We start from the raw sequence: 22,357 nt of genomic DNA, 5'->3' as shown, positions 1-22,357 counted from the left end.
AGCCGTTTGAAATCTCTCTACCTTGGCTATGCTAGTAACTAGACAAGGAAGGGAGGAACGGTCATGAAGCAAATTCTGCTCATTACGGACGGTTGTTCAAACGTGGGGGAGAGTCCGGTGCTGGCAGCGGCCCATGCCCGGCAGGAAGGAATTACAGTCAACGTCGTCGGGGTCGTGGACTTTGGCACGATCGGCGAACTGGGCAGCCGCGAGATTGCCGACATTGCCAAGGCGGGCGGCGGAATCAGCCGGATCGTGGGCACGCCCCAGCTCGCCCAGACCATTCAGATGATGACCCGCAAGACCGTGGTTCAGACCATTCAGCAAGCGGTGAATATAGAAGTACAAAAAATTCTCGGCGAGGGTTCGCTCGCGGAGCTGCCTCCGCAGCAGCGTTCCCAGATGGTTACGATGGTCGATGAGCTGACCGAAACTACAAGCTTGCGCATCGCGCTGTTAATTGATGCAAGTGCCAGTATGAAGCCGAAGCTTGGAGCGGTAATGGATGCGATCCGTGATCTGGCGCTTAGCCTGGAGGCGCGTGAGGGGCGCAGTGAGATTGCTGTGTTTCATTTCCCCGGACGGAACAGCAGTGAGGATGCCATGCTGGATATCGACTGGACCCACGATGTGGCCGAGATCCGCTCGCTCTTCTCCAGACTGAAGATGCGGGGAGCCACACCGACCGGACCGGCCATATTCAAGGTGCTCGAACATTACCGTTGTGATAAACTGGATGAATATCGTGATGATCCTCCAGGCGGAGAGGACCGGGCAAGAGAAGGGATGATTGGTGGGTATGTCGTCTAATCCACCCTATCCGGCAGGCACTGTGATTACCGGCAAATGGCGGGGGAACCGTTATGTCGTGGAGCGGGTGCTGGGGAAAGGGGCTAACGGAACCGTATATCTGGTGCAGCGGGAAGGCCGGCGGGAGCGGTATGCGCTGAAGATCGGATACGATACGCTGGAGCTGCAATCCGAGATTAATGTGCTGACATCTCTGCAATCCTGCCGCAAGCGCAGTGAGCACAGGGCCCGCAGGGAGTCGCCGCTGTCCTCTTATCTGCTGGAATCGGATGATTTCAAGGACAGGGACCAGACCCCCTTCTATGTGATGCGTTATGTGGAAGGCAAGCCGCTGCATCATTTCCTCTCCAGGAATGGCGCTTCCTGGCTTGGGCTGATCGGCATGACAATTCTGGATAAGCTGAGCACCTTGCATGAATGCGGATTCGTTTTCGGGGACCTGAAGCCCGAGAACGTCATGGTCTCTGCCTACGGGGAGGCCGAGCTGATTGATTACGGAGGGGCAAGCCCGATCGGCCGCAGCGTCAAGCAGTTCACCGAATGGCATGACCGCGGCTTCTGGAATGCCGGCAGCCGGACCGGTGATGAGGGCTATGATCTGTTTGCTTTTGCCATCCTGTGCCTGCGTCTGCTGAACGAAGAGGGTCTGAAATCGGCTGCCCGGCAGCTGCCGCAGACCCGAAGCACCGAGGACCTGCTGAAGCTGGCCCGGGAGCTGCCCGACCGGAAGCTGTCCTCCTGGCTGTGCCTTGCGCTTCAAGGGGGATTCCCGGGCTCCGCGCAGGCGGCGGAGATCTGGAGAAGCCACATCTACCGGGGGCGCAAGACCGGCAAGGAGACCATCGCTACCCCGCGCTGGCTGAAGAACGCGTTTGCGCTGTCCTTGGGCCTGCTCGCTTTTACCCTGTACTGGGTATTCCGTTTCTAAAAGCATTGTACATAATCTTCACATCCCCGGCTGCCGGAAGCCGGAGAAGCAAGGACTGCTGGAAAGGAAGCCGCTGATGGAGCACATGAAAGAACTGGTGGAATCCGTAATGGAGGCCGCGGCTGAATATGCGCTGTGGCAGCCCCATGACACCATTGTAGTCGCAGTTTCCGGGGGGCCGGATTCTGTGGCTCTTTTGCGTATCCTGCATGAGATCTCCAGGACGCGGATGCCGCTTGCGCTGATCTGCGCCCATGTCAATCACGGCTTCAGAGCCGAATCAGCTGAGGAGGCGGAGCTGGTGCGGGGGCTGGCGGAGGAATTGTCTATCCCCTTTGAGCTGGCGGAGTTCGATATTCCTTCGATAATGAAGGGGAGCGGGCTTGGCCCCGAAGGAACAGCGCGGGAGAAGCGCTATGAGTTCCTGATTGATACCGCACACCGCTACAAGGCCGGGGCTGTGGCCCTTGCCCACCATGCAGATGATCAGGCGGAGACGGTACTGATGCGGCTGCTGCGCGGAAGCGGACTCTCGGGTCTTGCCGGAATGCGCTGGAAACGGACCGAGAAGAGGGTGGAACTCATCCGCCCCCTGCTGCGTATTAACAAAACGGCTCTTGTCGGCTTATGCCAGAGTGAGGGCTATGCTTACGCGGAGGATGCGAGCAACCAGCAGGCGATCTATCAGCGGAATGCTATCAGGCTTGAGGTTCTGCCCCTGCTGGAGCAGCATAACCCGCGCGTGAGACAATCGCTTCTGCAGCTGGCTGAAATTGCCGGTGCGGAAGATGAATATATGGAGGCGAGTGCGGCAAAATGCTTGGATGAGCTTGTTTTGGCCGAGCATGGAAAATACACCTTGGAGAGAGCAGCATTTGCGGGCGTACCCTCTGCTTTACAACGGCGTTTGATTAAACTAATATTAAATTATCTGTCGGCGGAATTATCCATGGATTTCTCTAAGGTTGAGGAAGTCCGCCGGAGAGCGCTGCAGGAATATCCTACCGTATGGACACTGGATCTGGGCGGTGGTTATGTCTGCAGGCGGCAATATGACAGTCTAGTGTTCTCGTCCAAGCCTTTGAATCAGCAGGTAAGCTATACATATCCCCTGTCTTTGGCCCATCCCCGCATGAACCTTGCGGAGATCGGAAAAGTTATGGAGATGAGGGTCCTGGAGAGAGAAGGTTTCACCGTACAGGAGGAGGGTCCCGGGAAGAGGTCAGCCTGGTTTGACGGAGGCGAACTTGTCCTGCCGCTCACCATTCGCTCCCGGTTGCCTGGAGATACCATAAGGGTTATGGGATTAAACGGAAGCAAAAAGGTAAAAGATATTTACATTGATGATAAAATACCTTCTTCCGAACGCTCTGCCATTCCCCTCGTTTGTGATGGCCTTGGCAACATTATCTGGATTCCTGGTGTAAGACGCTCGAATCATGCTCTGGTTAAGCGGCACACGGATACGGTTCTGCTTCTGACCCTGGAGGATATGGAGCAGGGCGAACAGACGTAATGGCCGAAGTAAGTCTTTCATAGTATATCTTAGGAGGTTCGCAAGTTGCAGAATGACATTCAGGAAATCTTGATCAGCGAAGAAGAAATCCAACAAAGAATCAGGGAGCTTGGCGCCCAGCTGAGCAAGGAATATGCAGGCCGCACACCTTTAGTGATCTGTGTACTCAAAGGTGCGTTTATTTTTATGGCGGATCTGGTTAAAGTGATTACAGTACCTGTTGAAATGGACTTCATGGCGGTATCCAGCTACGGAGGGACGACCAAATCGTCCGGCGTAGTCAAAATCATTAAGGACCTGGACACATCGGTAGAAGGCCGTGATGTTCTGATTGTCGAGGATATTATCGACAGTGGCCTTACACTCAGCTACCTGATTGACATGCTCCAGGGCCGTAACGCAGCTTCTGTCAAAGTCGTCACTCTGTTCGACAAGCCGTCAGGCCGTGCCGTTAATCTTGAAGCCGAATACACAGGCTTTGTGATTCCCGACGCCTTCCTGGTAGGCTATGGACTGGACTATGCCGAGCTGTACCGGAACCTCCCTTATGTCGGTGTACTGAAGCCTGAGATTTATACCAGCTAAACGAATCGACAGCCTAAGATCCACGGATCACTTTTCTGGATTTCCTGACAATTTGAGGAGTCCGGTCAGGCTATGGTACAATAACTTGAGCGTTGTGAGAGGAGGTAGGGGATGAATCGGTTCATCCGGAATTCTGGTTTTTATTTGATTTTATTTTTAGTTGTGGTGGGCATCGTCCAGTTTGTCAGCAATGGAAATGAATCCGCCGATCTCCCTAGTTATGATAAGTTTCGGCAGGAGATTAAGGATAATAATGTGAAGAGCATGACGGTTCAGTTCGAGGGGAACGCCTTCCTGGTGAAGGGCGAATACAGAGAGCAGCCCCCTGAGACGAAATCGAAGAATTTCTCCACATATATCCCTCCTACAGACCAGGCTCTTACTGAACTTGTAGCGGCCAGTGATGCGAATGGCATTGAACTGACCCAGAAGAAGATGGAAGGCGACAGCATCTGGCTGACGTTCCTGTCTTCGATGATCCCGCTGGTGATTATGTTCATCCTGTTCTTCTTCCTGTTCAATAATGCACAGGGCGGCGGCGGCAAGGTCATGAACTTCGGCAAGAGCAAGGCCCGGTTATATAATGAAGAGAAGAAGAAGATCAGCTTCGAGGATGTGGCCGGAGCAGACGAAGAGAAGCAGGAACTCGTTGAGGTTGTTGAATTCCTTAAGGACCCGCGCAAATTCGCAGCTGTCGGTGCACGTATCCCCAAAGGTGTACTCCTTGTGGGCCCTCCGGGAACAGGTAAAACCTTGCTTGCCCGTGCGGTAGCAGGCGAAGCCGGCGTACCTTTCTTCAGCATCTCCGGTTCTGACTTCGTTGAGATGTTTGTCGGTGTCGGTGCTTCCCGTGTCCGCGACCTATTCGAGAATGCCAAGAAGAACGCGCCTTGTATTATCTTCATTGATGAGATTGATGCTGTCGGACGCCAGCGCGGTGCCGGACTCGGCGGCGGGCATGACGAACGTGAACAGACTCTTAACCAGTTGCTCGTTGAAATGGACGGCTTCGGCGGCAACGAAGGTATTATCATCGTAGCGGCTACCAACCGCGCGGATATTCTTGATCCGGCCTTGCTCCGTCCGGGCCGCTTCGACCGTCAGATTACCGTTGACCGCCCGGATGTGAAGGGCCGTGAGGCAGTACTGAAGGTTCATTCCCGCAACAAACCGCTGACCAAGGATGTTAAGCTGGACGTAATCGCCAAGCGGACAACCGGCTTCACCGGTGCGGATCTGGAGAACCTGCTGAACGAAGCTGCACTGCTTGCCGCGCGCCGTAACCGTAAGGATATTACGATGCGTGAAGTAGATGAAGCGATCGACCGTGTTATTGTCGGTACCGAGAAGCGCAGCCGGATTATCAGCGACCGTGAGAAGCGGATTGTGGCCTACCACGAAGCGGGCCATACCGTTGTCGGTTACTTCCTGGAGCACGCTGATATGGTGCATAAGGTTACAATTATTCCGCGCGGCCGCGCCGGCGGATATGTAATCATGCTTCCGAAGGAAGACCGGATGCTGGTAACCAAGCAGGAGCTGCTGGATAAAGTAACCGGACTCCTGGGCGGACGTGTTGCTGAGGAAATGTTCATTGGCGAGGTTGGTACCGGCGCGTACAGTGACTTCCAGCAGGCTACACGTATTGTCCGCAGCATGATTATGGAATACGGGATGAGCGATAAGCTCGGACCGATGCAATTCGGTGCAACCCAAGGCCAGGTCTTCCTGGGCCGTGATATCGGGCATGAACAGAACTACAGTGATTCGATCGCTTACGAGATCGATCAGGAGATGCAGAACTTCATCCGCAGCTGTTATGAACGCTGTAAGGAGCTGCTGACTAAGCATTCCAAGGAAATGCACCTGATTGCCAACACATTGCTTGAGAAGGAGACGCTGGAGCTGGATCAGATCAAGGAACTGATTGAGCAAGGCTATCTGAGTGAGGATGGCAAGCCGGAGGACGGCGGGGCTGTGACTCATGAAGCTGGCGAGCCGGTTATTGATTCCATCGGCGATGTCCGCGTCCGGATTCAGGGCAAATCAGGCGAAGAATCGCCGCTCGATCTGTCCAAAGAGCTTCCGAATAAGCCGGACCCTGAAGAGGGCAGCGGATCGGATGACGATAATAAAGGCGGCGGGAGCCTGACTTAAGGCTTCTGGTGTTAAGAATGAATCATGATCTCCGGAGAACCACAGGTTCTCCGGATTTTTTGGTTTCCCAGGGTTATTTCATCGTCCCTCTGCATATTTAGTTACATTGACAGGGGGTAGAACCTTGTGTACATTAGTGAATAAACATTAAAATTACATTATCCATCAGAATGCACTGGCGGCAAGCCATGAAGACATAAGGGGGAGAATGACCGTGGAAGCTCTGGCGCTTGAGCGCAAGCAGGAACAGAATCGTGAACTTCGTGTGCGCCTTGAACAGCTCAAGAAAGAACGGAATGCAATAATTCTGGCTCATTATTATCAGCGGGATGAAATTCAGGAAGTGGCGGATTTCCGGGGGGACTCGTTCCTGCTGGCCCAGAAGGCTGCCGAGACCGATGCGGATGTTATTGTGTTCTGCGGGGTCCATTTCATGGGGGAGAGCGCCAAGATTCTTGCACCGGGTAAGACGGTTCTGATTCCTGATGAACGTGCCGGCTGCCCGATGGCTGATATGGTCAATGTGGACGGCCTCCGCAAGCTGAAGGCACAGCACCCGAATGCCAAGGTCGTCACCTATATTAACTCCTCGGCAGAGATCAAAGCGGAGACCGATATCTGCTGTACCTCTGCCAATGCCGTGAAGGTGATTGAATCGCTGGATGCGGAGGAAATTATCTGGGTGCCGGATAAGAATCTCGGCCAGTATGTCCAGAATCAGACCGGCAAGAAGCTGATTATCTGGGAGGGCTACTGCAATACGCATGATATGCTTACCGTGAAGGATGTCATGGAGATGAGAGCCAAATATCCGGAAGCGGAATTTGTCGTTCACCCGGAATGCCGCCCGGAAGTGGTGGCTATGGGAGATTATGTTGGCAGCACCACCTCTATTATCGATTACTGCCGGAAGTCGGACCGCCGGCAATTCATTGTGGGCACAGAGGATGGAACCGGATATCAGCTGCGTCTGGACAGTCCTGACAAGGAATTTCACTTCGCCACCAAGTTCCTGGTCTGCCCGAATATGAAGGTTAACAATCTGAAGAAGCTGGTCAAATGCCTGGAGACGATGAAGCCGCAGATTTATGTACCGCCCGCCGTTGCCGACAGAGCCAGAACATCACTAGAGCGCATGTTACAAGTCCGGTAACATGCGCTACTCTTTCGTTGAAACAGGTGAAAGCGGTCATGATTCCACAATATTTGGTTGATTTCGAGCCGGAGGGCCTTCCTGTCATCAAGACTGATTGTCTGGTGATCGGCTCCGGCATTGCCGGATTGTTCACAGCGATCAAGGCGAGTGAAGACCGTAAGGTCATTATGATTACGAAAAAAGCCGTACTGGAGAGCAATACACGGTATGCCCAGGGCGGCATTGCTGCCGTCATCTCCGAAGAGGATTCACCTATGTATCACCGGCAGGATACCCTGCTGGCCGGTGCCGGGCTGAACTCCTCTTCGGCTGTTGATGTTCTGGTTAATGAAGGCCCGGAAGGGGTACGCGAATTGATCCGGCTCGGCGCGATCTTCGATCAGGAGAACGGCGAGCTGGCATTGACCCAGGAGGGAGCCCACAGCCGCCGCCGGATTCTTCACGCCAATGGGGATGCTACAGGCTATGAGATTGTCCGTGCCTTGGCGGACCAGGCCGCTCAGCATGAGAATATCGAGATCTGGGATGATCACTATGTAGTCGATCTGATCACCGAGGACGGCGAATGTCTGGGGGCTCTGGTGCAGCGCCCTGGCGGAGGCCGGCTGTTCCTGCAGGCTGATGCCACCCTTCTGTGCACCGGCGGTGCAGGACAGCTCTACCGTTATACGACCAATCCTGAAGTAGCTACAGGGGATGGAGTGGCCATTGCCTACCGTGCTGGTGCCCATATCCGGGATATGGAATTCATTCAGTTCCATCCGACTGCACTGAGCTACCCCGGTGCTCCTCGCTTCCTCATCTCGGAGGCGGTGCGGGGAGAAGGCGCTGTGCTGCGCAATATTAACGGGGAACGGTTCATGGAACGCTACCATGAGCTGCTGGAGCTGGCGCCGCGTGATATCGTGGCCCGGGCCATTGTCAGCGAGATGGAGCTGACCAAATCGACCTTCGTGTATCTGGATATTACCCATGAATCAGCGGATATGGTCAAGCGCCGGTTCCCGACCATATATGCAACCTGTATGAGCTACGGGCTGGATATTACAAGTGACTGGATTCCGGTGGCTCCCGCTGCGCATTATATGATGGGGGGCGTCAAGACGGATCTGAACGGGGAGAGTAATGTATCCCGCCTGTTTGCCTGCGGGGAGGTGTCCTCCACCGGAGTGCAGGGAGCTAACCGGCTGGCCAGCAATTCGCTGTCAGAGGCCATTGTATTCGGCCGCCGGATTGTTGAACGTATCCGCCAGCTGCCGCCGCTGGACCGGGATAACCTGCCGGCATCCCATAACCAGGGCCGGATGGAATCCCCGACACAGCCCATTGTGGAGCGTCGTCTCAAGCTGCAGAAGGTAATGGTGAGGTATGCCGGGCTGCGGCGGAACCGGGAGATGCTGATCAAAGGCCTGGACGAGCTGAAGCGTCAGCTGCCGATCTTCAATGCGATGCTGACCCGGCGGGAAGAATATGAGTTCGCCAATATGTTGACGTGCTGTCTATTGATTACCGAATCAGCCCTGGCGCGTGAGGAGAGCCGCGGTGCGCATTACCGCGAGGATTACCCGCAGCGCAATGACCTGCAGTGGCAGAAGCATCTGCTTCAGATCCGCGGGCTGGGCATAGTGGAGGAATTAAGTGATGATGTTTAACGGCTATAATGAAGAGCTGCTTCAGTCTATCAAAAGCTGGCTGCAGGAGGATGTCGGCTCCGGCGATATAACTACCCGCACCACCATCCCCCAGGGCCATGAGTCCAAAGGGATTATCCATGCCAAGGAAGCCGGAGTCATCTGCGGAATCCCGGTAGCTGAGCTGGTCTTCGAGGTGGTAGACCCGGCACTGCGTTACACAGCAATGGTGCAGGAAGGCCAGAAGGTATCCGCAGGTACGGTTATCGCCGAGGTGGAAGGCAGTACCCATTCCATCCTGACCGGTGAACGGCTTGCGCTCAATCTGATGCAGCGGTTGTCCGGTGTGGCCTCAAGAACCGCATCCTTCGTGGAGGCGCTTCAAGGACTTCCTGTAAGGCTGGTTGACACCCGCAAGACCACTCCGGGGCACCGGATGCTTGAGAAATACGCGGTGCGCATCGGCGGCGGGGCGAATCACCGCTATGGTCTGTATGATGCTGTAATGATTAAAGATAACCACATCAAGGGAGCTGGAGGCATCCGCCAGGCCGTGGGGCGTGCACGGGCGAACATCCCGCACACCATGACCATTGAAGTGGAGACGGAGAGCCTGGAGCAGGTGGAGGAAGCGCTGGCCGCAGGGGCAGATATTATTATGCTGGATAACATGTCCCCTGAGCTGATGGCAGAAGCCGTGAGAAGAATCCGCACCAAAGCGAAGCATGTCACCATTGAAGCCTCCGGCAATGTCTCACTGGATACCGTCCGCGGCATTGCCGAATCGGGCGTTGATGTGATCTCCGTAGGGCGGCTAACCTATTCGTTCGCCAGCCTGGATATCAGCCTTGACTTGAACGGCAAGAAGGAGGGGACCCTCTGATGATCCTTGTCGTAGATATTGGCAATACGAACATTGTGCTCGGAGTGTACCGGGAGCGCGAGCTGCTGCACCATTTCCGGCTGAGTACGGCACGACAGTCCACGGTAGATGAATATGGTGTGCTGATCCAGAATCTGTTCAACATGTCGGGCCTCTCCTTCAAGGATATGGAGGGGGTTATTATCTCCTCCGTGGTTCCTCCGCTGGTTCAGGTCATCGTGGAGATGTGTGTGAAATATATCGGCAAAGACCCGCTGCTGGTAGGACCCGGGATCAAAACCGGGCTTAATCTGCGTTACGAGAACCCGCGTGAAGTCGGCGCGGACCGGATTGTGAACGCTGTGGCGGCGATTGAACAATATCAGTGTCCGTTGGTCGTTGTTGATTTTGGAACGGCCACTACCTTCGATTGTATTGATGCCGGAGCCAACTATCTTGGCGGGGCTATCGTACCAGGACTGGGCATTTCAACGGAAGCCTTATACCTGCGGGCCTCCAAGCTGCCGCGCATTGAACTTGAGAAGCCTAAGAAGGTCATCGGACGCAATACGGTCCACGCGATGCAGGCCGGGATTATTTTTGGTTATGCCGGCCAGGTCGAGGGCATCGTAAGACGCATCAAGCAGGAGATGAATGCGCCGGTCCTGAAGGTGATTGCCACCGGGGGGCTTGCCTCACTGATTGCCAGCGAGACGGAATGCATTGACGAAGTGAATCCGATGCTCACGCTTGAAGGATTGCGCATTATTTACAACCGGAATAAATAATCTTAAAGATGACCTTACACAGGCCACACTGATAGGAGGAGTATGCACCCAATGGAAAAGAAGGATCGGCTGATCCGCGGAACAGCCATGAACGGCCGGGTTAGAGCGTTCGCTGTCCGTACGACAGAGCTTGTTGACGAATTGCGGCGCAGACATGATACCTATCCGACAGCTACTGCTGCGCTCGGACGCACCGCTACGGCTGCAGCTATAATGGGAGCGATGCTCAAAGGGCAGGAGAAGCTGGCGGTTATGGTCAAAGGGAACGGCCCGCTTGGGCAGATCCTGGCTGAATCCAATGCCCTCGGGGAAGTGCGCGGATATGTACAGAATCCGCATGTTCATCTGCCCAGCAACGCCCAGGGCAAACTGGATGTTGCGGGTGCTGTTGGAACCGAGGGCTTCATTGATGTCAGCAAGGATCTTGGGCTGAAGGAACCCTACCGGGGAAGCGTGCCGATTATCTCGGGTGAGCTAGGCGAGGATTTCACCTACTATTTTGCCATATCGGAACAGACGCCGGCAGCAGTTGGATTGGGTGTGCTGGTGGAGACCGATAACTCGGTCAGAGTGGCCGGAGGCTTCATTATCCAGCTCTTGCCCGGCCTGAGCGATGAAGAGATTACAGAAATTGAGCAGGCGGTTGGAGCTATGCCTTCAGTGACGACGCTGCTGGATCAGGGTCTGGAGCCTGAGGAGATGCTGAGGCTGCTGCTGCCGGATGCGGTCGTCATGGATGAGCTTGAGATCCGGTTCCAATGCCAGTGCTCGCGTGAGCGCATTGAACAGACCTTGATAAGCCTTGGGAAGTATGAGCTTCAGCAGCTGATTGATGAAGACCAGCAGGCTGAAGTTGTATGCCACTACTGTAATGAGAAGTATGTTTTTAACAAGGATGAACTGCAGGTGATTCTCGACCAAGCGAAATCGTAGGGCTGCGCGATGATGACAAGACAGGAACGGGTGCTGCGCAATGCCGTTATATTACTCGCCGTCGCGACCTTAATGCTGGGCGGTCTGCTGTTCTGGAGCCTGCGTGCCATGGCCCTTCTTAAGGGAGAGGCGCCTGAAAGTGATGCTTCGGACATCGCTGCAGCCGGAGGACAGCCGGTCACGGATCAGGAATGGACCCGGGAGCTGAAGCGCAAGCACGGCGATGAGGTACTGCTGAGCATGCTTAACCATATCGTAGTAGGCAAGGAAGCGGCAGCACTGGGAATTACCGTGACGGACGCTGAGATCAGGCAGGAGCTGAAGCGCGGAATGTCCGGCTATGGCTCCGAGGAGCAGTATTACAGCCAGATGGAATCTGAGCTTGGATTGACCCGTGAGGAGCTGCGCGAGGAGACCGCTTACCGGTTAACCCTCCAGGCGGTAGCCACAGCAGGTATCACCATCAGCGAGACTGAAGTGGATGATTATCTTAAGGAGAATGCGGACACCCTTACGCCGAGGAAGCAGATGCAGCTCTCGATCATTACAACGGAGGATTACAGCGAGGCCAGCAAGGTGATGGACCGTCTGGAGCAGGGCGAGGACTTCGCCGGGCTGGCCGCTGAAGTCTCTACTGATGAGGAGAGCCGCCAGCATGGCGGGAATATCGGAATGGTGGAGGAGCAGGACCCGTTCTGGCCGGAGGATCTGCTGCGGACCGCAGCAGGACTTGAGGCCGGTGATATCGCAGGGCCGCTGCAGACCGCAGAGGGGTATGCCGTCATCCGCCTGGAGAAGATGGTGGTCCCTGAACAGCCGGAGCCGGAGGAGCTGCGCAGGATGGTCCGCCAGCAGCTTAAGCTGGAACAGGCGGCTCCTTTGCAGCAGGTGGAGCGTGATTTGCGGGCCAAATATGATACGGCGATATATATTGACAACGGCCTGCAAGATTGATAATATGAATTTAAATACAATACCTACTGAATTAGTCGGAAATGATTAAATTCTAATCTATATAATTCATTTATCATTCAAGGAGGTTTTATTCATGGCTAAAGTCGTCAATAGTGTAACAGATCTGATCGGGGGTACTCCGCTCGTTCGCCTGGGCCGGATTGTGCCTGAAGGCTCTGCAGAGATCTATCTGAAGCTGGAATATCAGAATCCGGGCTCCAGCGTGAAGGACCGTATCGCCATCAGTATCGTAGAAGAAGCTGAGAAGGCGGGCCTCTTGAAGCCTGGCGGCACCATTGTTGAAGCGACCAGCGGCAATACCGGGATCGGCCTGGCGCTTGTTGCCGCTGCCAAGGGCTACAAAGCGATCATTGTTATGCCTGAAACGATGAGCCTTGAACGCCGCAACCTGCTGCGCGCATATGGCGCTGAGCTGGTGTTGACTCCCGGCTCTGAGGGAATGAATGGTGCGGTCAAGAAGGCGGAGCAGATTCTGAGCGAGAATCCGGACTATTTCCTGGCTGATCAGTTTAAGAACCAAGCGAACGTGAAGATTCACCGTGAGACCACCGGACCGGAAATCGTTGAAGCCATTGAATCCATCGGCGGTCCGCTGGATGCCTTCATTGCTGGTGTAGGTACAGGCGGAACGATCAGCGGAGCAGGTGAAGTGCTGAAGAAGCAATACCCTGATGTGAAGATCTATGCGGTTGAACCGGCTGCTTCGCCGATTCTGGCCGGCGGCAAGCCGGGTCCGCACAAGATTCAAGGGATCGGCGCCAACTTTGTGCCTGAGATTCTCAACCAGAATATTTACGATGAGATTATTCATGTTGAGAATGATGAAGCCTTTGAGACAGCCCGCCGTGTAGCGAAGGAAGCAGGTGTACTGTCCGGCATTTCTTCCGGTGCAGCTGTATTTGCAGCACTTAAGATAGCCAAGGAGCTGGGTGCAGGCAAGAAGGTTGTTGTCATCATCCCAAGTAACGGCGAACGCTACCTGAGTACTCCGCTCTATAATTTTGAAGTATAATTGCTGCCAGCCGGCAGTTCAGAAGAGTCTGCCTATCCGCTTCCGCAGGGATAGCGCAGGCTCTTTTTTTGGATAATACGGGTTACAGGCTTTTCAAAGCCACCCTATGTACAGTATACTGACAGGCAATAAACCAGCTGCGTATGCTTCCGGAGCGAGTTTTGCTGCGAAGCAGATATCAGTGAAGGTGAAGCTGCACAAAACTTTTAGGAGGTTGGATGTGGAGATTGTAACGGCTTGGCAGGAATGGGAGCAGTGGAGCGGGGCCGGCGAAGCCTGGAGCATCCTTCCCCTGATTCTGAAGGAACCGCAGAACAGCAAGGGATTGCCTGGCGACTGGAAGCAGGCCTGGGAGCTGGCCTCGCCTTATTCAGTTGTGCTGGAGAGCGGCAAGGGCGGACGTTACACCTATTTGGGGCTGAATCCCGTCTCTGTGATCGAAGGCACCGGTCAGACTGCGGAACTCTACACGCCTTCTGGATCAGGTGAAGCCTCAAGACAGAAGCGGGCAGCTCGGATGGAGGGCGAGCCGCTGGAGGTGCTGCAGAATTGGATGAAGGCCTATACATCGCCACGCTTGGCTGGTGACAGCCTGCCGCCGTTCACCGGGGGATGCATCGGGTTCCTGGGGTATGATGTCGCCCGCTCTCTGGAGAAGCTGCCGTCCCTGGCCAGACGTGATCCTGATCTCCCCGATTATCTGTTCATGAGGCTGGAGGAGGTGTGGATCTACGATCAGCAGGAGGACATGCTGTACTGTGCCGTGCATGTACCTGTTCCAGATTCTCCGCCCGCCCGTCTGGAAGGCTTAAGGACATTGTATGATGCAGCGGTGGGCCGCGCAGAGGAGATGCTCAGGCAGTGGCATCAGATCTCTATGCCAGTAGAGCAAGGAGCTGCCGCGCCAGACTATGCTGCAGCTGATCATGCCGAGGCCACCGGCGAGTGGCCCGGCATGAGCTCAGACTTCTCCCCCGCGCGCTTCCAGCTCGCGGTGTCGAAGGTCCAGGAATACATCCGTGCCGGCGATGTATTCCAGGTCAACCTCTCGCTGCGCCAGCAGGCGCAGCTCCGGTCCACACCCGAGAATGTCTACGAATGGCTCCGTAGACTCAACCCGTCCCCGTACATGGGGCTGCTCCGCACGCCCGGCTTCGCGCTCTCCAGCGCGTCGCCGGAGCTGCTCGTCAAGCTGCACGGGGACAAGGTCAGCGCCCGCCCCATTGCCGGTACCCGGCGCCGGGGCCACACTCCCGCGGAGGATGCCGCCATGGAGGCGGAGCTGCGCGGGAGCGAGAAAGAGGTCGCCGAGCATATCATGCTCGTCGATCTGGAGCGCAACGACATCGGCCGTGTCGCTGCCTACGGGACGGTCCGCGTGCCGGAGCTGCTGACCGTGGAGCGCTACTCGCATGTGATGCATCTCGTCTCGCAGGTGGAGGGCATCCTCGCCCCGGGCAAGGATGCCTATGACGTCATTGCCGCCTTGTTCCCCGGCGGCACCATCACCGGCGCGCCCAAGGTGCGCACGATGGAGATCATCGAAGAGCTGGAGCCGGTCCGGCGGGGGCCGTATACCGGCTCCATGGGCTGGATTGACTATAACGGCAATATGGAATTAAATATAATCATACGTACACTTGCAGTGAAGGACGGAACCGGCTACATTCAGACAGGCGCGGGCATCGTAATTGACTCGGACCCTTACCGTGAATACCGGGAATGCCACAACAAAGCCAAAGCGGTAGTCAAGGCCATACTCTGCAGCGAGCAAGAGCAGGAATGGCTGGCTGCCCAAGGCGCCAAAGGGGGAAACGCACTATGATCTTGGTCATCGATAATTATGATTCCTTCACGTATAACCTGGTGCAATATCTGGGTGAGCTCGGGGAGGAAGTGAAGGTCGCCCGCAATGATGAGATCACCTTAGAGGAGATTGAGCAGCTGGCCCCGGATCATATTCTGATCTCGCCGGGACCGTGTACACCGAATGAGGCGGGCATCAGCCTGGCGCTGCTGGAGCATTTCAAGGGGAGCATCCCGATCTTTGGCGTATGCCTGGGCCATCAGGCTATCGGACAAGCCTTCGGCGGCAAGGTCATCCGCGCAGAGCGCCTGATGCACGGCAAAACCTCGCCGATTCACCACAAAGGCACCTCGGTCTTTGAAGGATTGGCGTCTCCGTTCACCGCTACCCGTTATCATTCGCTGATTGTAGAGCGTGAGAGTCTGCCGGACTGTTTGGAGATTACAGCCGAGACCGCAGAAGGCGAGATCATGGGCCTGCGCCATAAGGAATACCCGATTGAAGGCGTCCAGTTCCACCCGGAGTCCATCATTACGGATCACGGGCACACAATGCTGCGTAATTTCCTGAAACGGAGAGCCGGGGAACCGGCATGAAATATATAGGAGTGAACAACAAAGCAGTCGCAGCCAAAGACGCCGTGGTCTCCGCTCTGGATCACGGCTTTTTGTACGGCATGGGCCTGTTTGAGACCTTCCGCACCTACGGGGGCCGGCCTTTTCTGCTGGAGTGTCATCTGCAGAGATTGGCGGACGGCTGCCGCACGCTGGGGATTCCTTATGAACCGGATGAACAGGGGCTGAGGGAATGGATCTCCCTGCTGATGGACAAGAATGAGCTGGACGAGGCTTACATCCGCTACACGGTGACGGCCGGTGAGGATATTCTGGGCCTGCCGTCCGCAAGCTATAATCAGCCTAATCATCTGCTGTATGTGAAGGCTCTGCCGGCAATCCCGCCCGGTCTCTACACAGAAGGCAAAGAGCTGCAGCTGCTGAACCACAGGCGCAACACCCCGGAAGGCCCGGTGCGGCTGAAGTCGCTGCACTATATGAATAACATTCTGGCGAAGCGCGAGCTGTCACGGTATCCGTCAGCGGCCAGAGGAGCCGAGGGGCTGATGCTGACGGCACAAGGCGAGCTGGCCGAAGGCATTGTGAGCAATCTTTTTTTCATCTCCAATAAGCGGCTCTATACCCCCGATGTAGCCACCGGGATTCTTCCGGGAATTACCCGGGAAATGGTGCTTGAGCTGGCAGTCTCCAGCCTCCAGCCTGAACAGGGCTTTTACCGCTGGGAGCAGCTTGCGGCTGCGGATGAAATCTTCCTGACCAACTCCATTCAGGAGCTTGTACCAGTGACTACAATATGGAATGGGGAGCGGCGGATTACCATCGGCAGCGGGCGCTGCGGTGAACAGACGGATCTACTGATGAAGCTGTACAGAGAAAGGACGGGACGCGAATGAAGCCTGTTATCTACAAACGGAGCTACCGCTGCGGAGGCAGTGAGCTGACCTTGGGCCGTCGGACCCTGATTATGGGCATTCTTAATGTGACGCCGGATTCCTTCTCGGACGGGGGATTATGGACGGACCCGGAACGGGCGGTGCAGCATGCGCTGCAGATGGCGGCCGAGGGGGCGGACATTATTGACATCGGCGGGGAATCAACGCGTCCCGGGCATCAGCCGGTCAGTGCGGAGGAGGAGTTAGCGCGTGTATTGCCTGTAATTGAGAGCATTCACCGGGCCGCTCCGCACCTTGTGCTGTCTATCGATACCTATAAGGCAGAAGTCGCCCGCCGGGCGCTTCAGGCCGGTGCACATATCATTAACGATGTCTGGGGGGCCAAGGCTGACCCGCAGATGGCGGCAGTGGCAGCGCAGGCAGACTGTCCGATTATACTGATGCACAACCGGCAGGACCGCAATTACAAGGATCTGCTCACGGATATGACGGACGATCTGAACGGAAGCATTCAGCTCGCTATGACGGCTGGGGTGAAGCCGCACAACATTATTCTGGACCCCGGGATCGGGTTCGCGAAGGATTACACGGAGAATCTCCAGGTTATGACCGGCCTTGGAAGACTGACAGAGCTGGGGTACCCCCTGCTGCTGGCCACTTCGCGCAAAAAATTCATCCGCACCACACTGGACCTGCCGGCTGAGGATGTAGTGGAGGGTACGGCCGCTACCGTCGCCTTTGGCATCGCCCAGGGCTGTCAGATCGTCCGGGTCCATGATATTGCTGCAATCAAGCGGACGGTAGATATGTGTGATGCTATGCTGTACGCCGGGTCGCCCCGCTTGCGCGGCTAGAGGAACAATCACAGAAGAAGGCAGGGAACTTGTTATGGATAAAATGAAGCTCCACCGAATGGAATACTACGGCTTCCATGGTGTGTATGAAGAGGAACGCAGGCTCGGCCAGCGGTATTATGTGGATCTTGAGCTGGAGCTGGATTTGCAGCCGGCCGGCGCAAGTGATGATCTGGAGCAGACCGTGAATTATGCCGAAGTGCATGCCCTGGTCAAAAAAATGGTCGAAACTACCTCCTTCAAGCTGATTGAAGCTTTGGCGGAACATATTGCATCCGGACTACTGGGCACTTATACTGTTATCAGTGCTGTGACGGTCCAGGTGACCAAGCCGCATCCGCCCTTTGATATTCATTTTCAGGGAGTGACCGTAGAGCTGCGGCGGAGCAGAAAGTGAGACAGACCGATGAACACACATTCCACCTCTGAGTCATCAGAGGCTTATATTGCTTTAGGGGCTAACCTCGGTGACCGGCAAGGCACCTTAAGAGAAGCCCTGAACCGGCTTAGCCAGCACGACAAAATTGAGGTTCTGCGCACATCCCCGGTGTACGAGACCGAGCCGGTAGGTTATCTCGACCAGCCCCAGTTTCTGAATATGGCTGCCGCTCTCCGTACCACACTGTCACCTGAAGCGTTGCTTCAGGTGATGCTGGAGACCGAGAATCAGCTCGGACGTGTCCGCGATGTCCGCTACGGGCCAAGAACAGTGGATCTCGACTTGTTATGGGTAGAGGGAATGAGCATGGATACGCCGGATTTGACGCTGCCGCATCCAAGGATGCTGGAGCGGGCATTTGTCCTGCTGCCGCTCTGCGACATCGTGTCCGGGAATGAAGACTCCTTCGTATTCCGCAGGTTAATTACATCAGCGCTTCAAGACATAGACGGAAAGGAAGGAATCCGCTTGTGGACAACAAACGTATGGGAAGGCGGGTCAGAGCGTTCCGGAAGCTGAAGGGCTACACTCAGCAGGAGCTGGCGGATTCTGTCGGAATATCGCTTGCTGTGCTTGGCGCAGTGGAGCGTGGCAACAGACGTTTGGAAGATCAAATTTTAAATAAAATTGCAGCTTTTCTCGGAGTAACCGTTGAGGAACTGGCTAACCCGGAGCCTTGAGGCAAGGATGAACGCTATTAAAGAGTAAAGGGAAGTGATTCAAGCATGCTGAAGATTGGTGATATTGAATTGAAAAACCAGGTTGTCCTGGCACCTATGGCCGGCGTGTGCAACCCGGCGTTCCGTCTGATTGCCAAGGAATTCGGGACCGGCCTGGTCTGTGCGGAGATGGTCAGCGGCAAAGCGATCGTCCACGGCAATGCGCGTACGCGTGAGATGCTGTTTGTCGATGAGCGCGAGAAACCGCTGAGCCTGCAGATTTTTGGCGGAGACCGGGAGTCGCTGGTGGAGGCGGCCCGAATTGTCGATAAAGAGACAAATGCCGATATCATCGATATTAATATGGGCTGCCCGGTGCCGAAGGTGACGAAGTGTGATGCCGGTGCGCGCTGGCTGCTGAACCCGGACAAAATCTATGAGATGGTGTCGGCTGTTGTCGACGCTGTAGATAAACCGGTCACCGTGAAGATGCGGATCGGCTGGGACAGTGAGCATATCTTCGTGGAAGAGAATGCGCGTGCCGTTGAACGGGCCGGAGGCCAGGCGGTCAGCGTGCATGGACGTACCCGTGAGCAGCAATATACCGGGCGCGCCGACTGGAATTATATCCGCATGGCCAAGCAGGCGGTATCCATCCCGGTCATCGGCAATGGTGACGTGAATACCCCGGAGGATGCGCGGACGATGCTGGATCAGACCGGCTGTGACGGCGTGATGATCGGGCGGGGAGCGCTCGGCAATCCGTGGATGCTGTACCGGACCATTCAATATCTGGATACCGGCGTGCTGATGCCGGAGCCGGGTCCGGACGAGAAGATCAAGGTGGCGATTCTGCATATGGACCGTCTGATTGCACTCAAGGGGGAAGCAGTAGCGGTGCGCGAGATGCGCAAACATCTGGCCTGGTATCTCAAAGGCTTCAAGGCCGCCGCCCGCGTGAAGGACGTTATTATGGAAGAAACGAAACGTGACGAGATGGTACGGATTTTGGAGGATTTTGTCGGACAGCTCAAGCAGGATGAGGAACAGGATCGCGCAGATCATGTCCTTTCCGCCGTCTGATCTTCATAATTTCCCGGGAAGCGAGTCCTTTCCTGTGTGCTTTATTGAGTATCGCTAAACATTATATGGGGCGTCATTGACATTTTGTAGCGGTTCCAATATAATTTCACAGTATAAAATCGCCGTTACAGCAGGAGCAATGGTGCAGGAGGGTTCTTATCCCTCCGGATTCGCATATAGTATGGTGTTTTCAATAAATGTATACGACAGGAGAATCGGTTGAGATGAGCGATAAAGAAGTCATTCTTACACCGGACGGACTTAAGCGTCTGGAAGAAGAACTGGAGACCCTCAAATCCGTTAAGCGCCGCGAAGTGGCGGAACGTATCAAAGTGGCGATCGGCTACGGAGATATCAGTGAGAACTCGGAATATGAAGACGCTAAGAACGAACAGGCTTTTATTGAGGGCCGCATTATTACCTTGGAGAAAATGCTCCGCAACGCCCGCATCATTAACAGTGATGAGATTGCTACCGATGTGGTCAGCGTAGGCGTTACTGTTACCGTAGAGGATATGGAATATGGCGACACTATGGAATATACGATCGTAGGTACTGCCGAATCCGATCCGCTCAACAACAAAATTTCCAATGAGAGCCCTGTCGGAAGAGCAATCATCGGCAAGAAGGTTGGAACCGTTGTGGATGTGAGTGTCCCAGCAGGCGTCATTCAATATAAAATTCTCGATATCAAAATGAAGTAGATCCGAAAGCTTCCTTAGGGGAGCTTTTTTCGCAATGCCTTTGGCCGAAAAATATGGGTGAACACATACAGCTTATATTTTGTACCGGAACGGACTGTCCCCGGATTGGGACGGAGCCGTTTCTTCTTTTGTATACCGCGAGTAAGAAAGGATGAAGAACATGACGGAAGAATTGAACAACGTCGAAACCACAGAGAATGAGCTTAGCGAATTGCTGCAGATCCGCCGGGGGAAGCTGGACGAGCTCCGCGCCCTCGGGATTGATCCGTTCGGCAAGAAGTATGACCGTACTGCTGCTGCAGGTGATCTTCTGGCCAAGTATGACGGAATGACCAAAGAAGAACTGGACGAGCTGGCTCTGGAGGTCAGTGTGGCCGGACGCATTATGGCTAAGCGGGTAATGGGCAAGGCAAGCTTTTCTCATATTCAGGACCTCAGCGGCAAAATCCAGCTATACGTGCGCCAGGACAGCATTCCTGAGTCCCAGTACTCCGCGTTCACGATCCTCGACCTTGGCGATATTATCGGTGTCCGGGGAACCTTGTTCAAGACCAAGACCGGCGAGACCTCTATTAAAGTAGATCATCTGGAGGTGCTGTCCAAGTCGCTGCTTCCGCTTCCCGAGAAATATCATGGCCTGAAGGATGTGGAGCTCCGCTACCGTCAGCGCTATGTGGATCTGATTATCAATCCTGAGGTGCAGCAGACCTTCATCACCCGTTCCCGGATCATCCAGTCGATGCGCCGTTATCTGGACTCGCTGGGCTATCTGGAGGTGGAGACGCCAACCCTGCATTCCATCGCTGGCGGAGCGGCGGCACGCCCGTTCATTACCCATCACAATACGCTGGATATGCAGCTGTATATGCGGATTGCCATCGAGCTTCATCTGAAGCGTCTGATTGTCGGCGGTCTGGAGAAGGTCTATGAGATTGGCCGCGTATACCGTAACGAAGGGGTTTCGACCCGTCACAATCCGGAATTTACAATGATCGAGCTGTATGAAGCGTATGCGGACTACAAGGACATTATGCATCTGACCGAGAGCTTGATTGCGCATATCGCCCAAGAAGTGTTGGGCAGCCAGGTGATTGAGTACCAAGGACAGGAAGTGAACCTGTCTCCGGGCTGGCGCCGTGTAACCATGGTGGATGCTGTTAAGGAAGTGACCGGAGTAGACTTCGGCGTTCAGATGACGAATGAAGAAGCGCAGGCACTTGCTAAGGAGCACCGGGTTCCGGTAGAGAAGCATATGACCTTCGGACATATCCTGAATGCGTTCTTCGAGCAGTTCGTGGAGGAGACCCTGATTCAGCCGACCTTCGTGATGGGACATCCTGTCGAAATTTCGCCGCTTGCCAAAAAGAATGAAGAAGATCCGCGCTTCACCGACCGTTTCGAGCTGTTCATTGTGGCCCGTGAGCACGCCAACGCGTTCAGCGAGCTGAATGATCCGATTGACCAGCGTCAACGGTTCGAGGCACAGATTCAGGAGAAGGAGCAGGGCAATGATGAAGCCCATGAGATGGATGACGACTTCATCCGTGCGCTGGAATACGGAATGCCGCCTACAGGCGGACTGGGTATCGGCGTAGACCGTCTGATTATGCTGCTTACCAACGCTCCGTCGATCCGTGATGTGCTGCTGTTCCCGCATATGCGTAATAGAGACTAATTATTCTTGGCTTCACGCCAATACACCCATGGAAACTGCTTAGGCGGTTTCCTGGGGACGTGTTGGAGAGGATGAATTATAGATTTAGATATCTGTTAGAAAAAGCTTGTAATGAATCTCTATTCATGGTATATTCTATTTCTGGCCGCGTAACATTGAGGCTAAGCTCGAAAAAGAAGTTAAAAAAGAGCTTGCATTGATCGGCTGGATGTGATATATTATAAGAGTTGCTGGTGACGAGATAATCTCCGCCGACAACGAGCTTGATCTTTGAAAACTGAACAACGAGTGAGTATCAGAAATCACTTCGGTGAT

Annotated in this window: 22 protein-coding genes; all 22 read left to right on the top strand. The window is 54.9% G+C overall.

What is annotated here, in order from left to right; genetic code table 11:
- The first annotated feature begins 63 nt into the window (after positions 1–63).
- The 22 genes from K1558_RS30615 to lysS all read left to right on the top strand — a co-directional run bounded on the left by K1558_RS30615 (position 64) and on the right by lysS (position 22,042).
- Positions 64–810, top strand: a complete 747-nt coding sequence (locus K1558_RS30615; RefSeq protein ID WP_238655752.1) for a vWA domain-containing protein — start codon at positions 64–66, stop codon at positions 808–810.
- Positions 800–1,738 carry a serine/threonine protein kinase gene (locus tag K1558_RS30610; RefSeq protein WP_274529169.1) on the top strand — a complete coding sequence of 313 codons (939 nt, stop codon included), beginning with the start codon at positions 800–802 and terminating at the stop codon, positions 1,736–1,738. Before K1558_RS30615 ends, K1558_RS30610 begins: the two co-directional genes overlap by 11 nt.
- Positions 1,739–1,814: 76 nt before the next feature.
- On the top strand, positions 1,815–3,254 hold the full coding sequence (gene tilS / locus K1558_RS30605) for a tRNA lysidine(34) synthetase TilS (protein WP_238655750.1): 1,440 nt from the start codon (positions 1,815–1,817) through the stop codon (positions 3,252–3,254).
- Between the two features lie 45 nt (positions 3,255–3,299).
- On the top strand, positions 3,300–3,839 hold the full coding sequence (gene hpt, locus K1558_RS30600; RefSeq protein WP_238655749.1) for a hypoxanthine phosphoribosyltransferase: 540 nt from the start codon (positions 3,300–3,302) through the stop codon (positions 3,837–3,839).
- A 111-nt stretch (positions 3,840–3,950) separates the two neighbouring features.
- Entirely contained in the window at positions 3,951–5,996 is a 2,046-nt protein-coding gene (gene ftsH / locus K1558_RS30595; protein ID WP_238655748.1) for an ATP-dependent zinc metalloprotease FtsH, read from the top strand.
- Between the two features lie 214 nt (positions 5,997–6,210).
- Positions 6,211–7,149: a quinolinate synthase NadA gene (nadA, locus tag K1558_RS30590; protein WP_238655788.1), complete on the top strand. Its 939-nt coding sequence runs from the start codon at positions 6,211–6,213 to the stop codon at positions 7,147–7,149.
- A 38-nt stretch (positions 7,150–7,187) separates the two neighbouring features.
- On the top strand, positions 7,188–8,804 hold the full coding sequence (gene nadB / locus K1558_RS30585) for an L-aspartate oxidase (protein ID WP_238655747.1): 1,617 nt from the start codon (positions 7,188–7,190) through the stop codon (positions 8,802–8,804).
- Positions 8,794–9,666, top strand: a complete 873-nt coding sequence (gene nadC / locus K1558_RS30580) for a carboxylating nicotinate-nucleotide diphosphorylase (RefSeq protein WP_238655787.1) — start codon at positions 8,794–8,796, stop codon at positions 9,664–9,666. The genes nadB and nadC overlap by 11 nt, the downstream gene beginning before the upstream one ends.
- Positions 9,666–10,433 carry a type III pantothenate kinase gene (locus K1558_RS30575; protein WP_238655746.1) on the top strand — a complete coding sequence of 256 codons (768 nt, stop codon included), beginning with the start codon at positions 9,666–9,668 and terminating at the stop codon, positions 10,431–10,433. Before nadC ends, K1558_RS30575 begins: the two co-directional genes overlap by 1 nt.
- A 51-nt stretch (positions 10,434–10,484) precedes the next feature.
- Positions 10,485–11,366 carry an Hsp33 family molecular chaperone HslO gene (gene hslO / locus K1558_RS30570; RefSeq protein ID WP_238655745.1) on the top strand — a complete coding sequence of 294 codons (882 nt, stop codon included), beginning with the start codon at positions 10,485–10,487 and terminating at the stop codon, positions 11,364–11,366.
- A gap of 9 nt (positions 11,367–11,375) precedes the next feature.
- Positions 11,376–12,320: a peptidylprolyl isomerase gene (locus tag K1558_RS30565; protein ID WP_238655744.1), complete on the top strand. Its 945-nt coding sequence runs from the start codon at positions 11,376–11,378 to the stop codon at positions 12,318–12,320.
- A gap of 94 nt (positions 12,321–12,414) precedes the next feature.
- Complete coding sequence (cysK, locus tag K1558_RS30560; RefSeq protein ID WP_238655743.1) at positions 12,415–13,353, top strand: cysteine synthase A; 939 nt, start codon at positions 12,415–12,417, stop codon at positions 13,351–13,353.
- A 220-nt stretch (positions 13,354–13,573) separates the two neighbouring features.
- On the top strand, positions 13,574–15,178 hold the full coding sequence (locus tag K1558_RS30555; RefSeq protein WP_238655742.1) for an anthranilate synthase component I family protein: 1,605 nt from the start codon (positions 13,574–13,576) through the stop codon (positions 15,176–15,178).
- Entirely contained in the window at positions 15,175–15,756 is a 582-nt protein-coding gene (pabA, locus tag K1558_RS30550; protein ID WP_238655741.1) for an aminodeoxychorismate/anthranilate synthase component II, read from the top strand. The genes K1558_RS30555 and pabA overlap by 4 nt, the downstream gene beginning before the upstream one ends.
- Complete coding sequence (locus tag K1558_RS30545) at positions 15,753–16,628, top strand: aminotransferase class IV (RefSeq protein WP_238655740.1); 876 nt, start codon at positions 15,753–15,755, stop codon at positions 16,626–16,628. The genes pabA and K1558_RS30545 overlap by 4 nt, the downstream gene beginning before the upstream one ends.
- On the top strand, positions 16,625–17,482 hold the full coding sequence (gene folP / locus K1558_RS30540) for a dihydropteroate synthase (RefSeq protein WP_238655739.1): 858 nt from the start codon (positions 16,625–16,627) through the stop codon (positions 17,480–17,482). The genes K1558_RS30545 and folP overlap by 4 nt, the downstream gene beginning before the upstream one ends.
- Positions 17,483–17,516: 34 nt before the next feature.
- Complete coding sequence (gene folB / locus K1558_RS30535) at positions 17,517–17,879, top strand: dihydroneopterin aldolase (RefSeq protein ID WP_238655738.1); 363 nt, start codon at positions 17,517–17,519, stop codon at positions 17,877–17,879.
- Between the two features lie 9 nt (positions 17,880–17,888).
- Positions 17,889–18,440 carry a 2-amino-4-hydroxy-6-hydroxymethyldihydropteridine diphosphokinase gene (folK, locus tag K1558_RS30530; RefSeq protein WP_238655737.1) on the top strand — a complete coding sequence of 184 codons (552 nt, stop codon included), beginning with the start codon at positions 17,889–17,891 and terminating at the stop codon, positions 18,438–18,440.
- On the top strand, positions 18,407–18,601 hold the full coding sequence (locus K1558_RS30525; protein ID WP_274529173.1) for a helix-turn-helix transcriptional regulator: 195 nt from the start codon (positions 18,407–18,409) through the stop codon (positions 18,599–18,601). The genes folK and K1558_RS30525 overlap by 34 nt, the downstream gene beginning before the upstream one ends.
- A gap of 45 nt (positions 18,602–18,646) precedes the next feature.
- Positions 18,647–19,663: a tRNA dihydrouridine synthase DusB gene (dusB, locus tag K1558_RS30520; protein WP_238655735.1), complete on the top strand. Its 1,017-nt coding sequence runs from the start codon at positions 18,647–18,649 to the stop codon at positions 19,661–19,663.
- Between the two features lie 224 nt (positions 19,664–19,887).
- On the top strand, positions 19,888–20,367 hold the full coding sequence (gene greA / locus K1558_RS30515; protein ID WP_238655734.1) for a transcription elongation factor GreA: 480 nt from the start codon (positions 19,888–19,890) through the stop codon (positions 20,365–20,367).
- 160 nt (positions 20,368–20,527) lie between these two features.
- Complete coding sequence (gene lysS / locus K1558_RS30510) at positions 20,528–22,042, top strand: lysine--tRNA ligase (protein ID WP_238655733.1); 1,515 nt, start codon at positions 20,528–20,530, stop codon at positions 22,040–22,042.
- Positions 22,043–22,357: the final 315 nt, after the last annotated feature.

Source organism: Paenibacillus piscarius (assembly GCF_022234545.1).
Taxonomy (GTDB): Bacteria; Bacillota; Bacilli; order Paenibacillales; family Paenibacillaceae; genus Paenibacillus_AQ; species Paenibacillus_AQ piscarius.
Note: the sequence above shows the minus strand (reverse complement) of the source record. Positions and strands in the feature narration are given on the sequence as shown.

Bases quoted from the DNA above. Each gene is read 5' to 3' on its own strand.
- K1558_RS30615 (WP_238655752.1), top strand. From the start codon at position 64: ATGAAGCAAATTCTGCTCATTACGGACGGTTGTTCAAACGTGGGGGAG.
- K1558_RS30610 (WP_274529169.1), top strand. From the start codon at position 800: ATGTCGTCTAATCCACCCTATCCGGCAGGCACTGTGATTACCGGCAAA.
- tilS (WP_238655750.1), top strand. From the start codon at position 1,815: ATGGAGCACATGAAAGAACTGGTGGAATCCGTAATGGAGGCCGCGGCT.
- ftsH (WP_238655748.1), top strand. From the start codon at position 3,951: ATGAATCGGTTCATCCGGAATTCTGGTTTTTATTTGATTTTATTTTTA.
- nadB (WP_238655747.1), top strand. From the start codon at position 7,188: ATGATTCCACAATATTTGGTTGATTTCGAGCCGGAGGGCCTTCCTGTC.
- nadC (WP_238655787.1), top strand. From the start codon at position 8,794: ATGATGTTTAACGGCTATAATGAAGAGCTGCTTCAGTCTATCAAAAGC.
- K1558_RS30575 (WP_238655746.1), top strand. From the start codon at position 9,666: ATGATCCTTGTCGTAGATATTGGCAATACGAACATTGTGCTCGGAGTG.
- hslO (WP_238655745.1), top strand. From the start codon at position 10,485: ATGGAAAAGAAGGATCGGCTGATCCGCGGAACAGCCATGAACGGCCGG.
- K1558_RS30565 (WP_238655744.1), top strand. From the start codon at position 11,376: ATGATGACAAGACAGGAACGGGTGCTGCGCAATGCCGTTATATTACTC.
- cysK (WP_238655743.1), top strand. From the start codon at position 12,415: ATGGCTAAAGTCGTCAATAGTGTAACAGATCTGATCGGGGGTACTCCG.
- pabA (WP_238655741.1), top strand. From the start codon at position 15,175: ATGATCTTGGTCATCGATAATTATGATTCCTTCACGTATAACCTGGTG.
- K1558_RS30545 (WP_238655740.1), top strand. From the start codon at position 15,753: ATGAAATATATAGGAGTGAACAACAAAGCAGTCGCAGCCAAAGACGCC.
- folP (WP_238655739.1), top strand. From the start codon at position 16,625: ATGAAGCCTGTTATCTACAAACGGAGCTACCGCTGCGGAGGCAGTGAG.
- folB (WP_238655738.1), top strand. From the start codon at position 17,517: ATGGATAAAATGAAGCTCCACCGAATGGAATACTACGGCTTCCATGGT.
- folK (WP_238655737.1), top strand. From the start codon at position 17,889: ATGAACACACATTCCACCTCTGAGTCATCAGAGGCTTATATTGCTTTA.
- K1558_RS30525 (WP_274529173.1), top strand. From the start codon at position 18,407: ATGGGAAGGCGGGTCAGAGCGTTCCGGAAGCTGAAGGGCTACACTCAG.
- dusB (WP_238655735.1), top strand. From the start codon at position 18,647: ATGCTGAAGATTGGTGATATTGAATTGAAAAACCAGGTTGTCCTGGCA.
- greA (WP_238655734.1), top strand. From the start codon at position 19,888: ATGAGCGATAAAGAAGTCATTCTTACACCGGACGGACTTAAGCGTCTG.
- lysS (WP_238655733.1), top strand. From the start codon at position 20,528: ATGACGGAAGAATTGAACAACGTCGAAACCACAGAGAATGAGCTTAGC.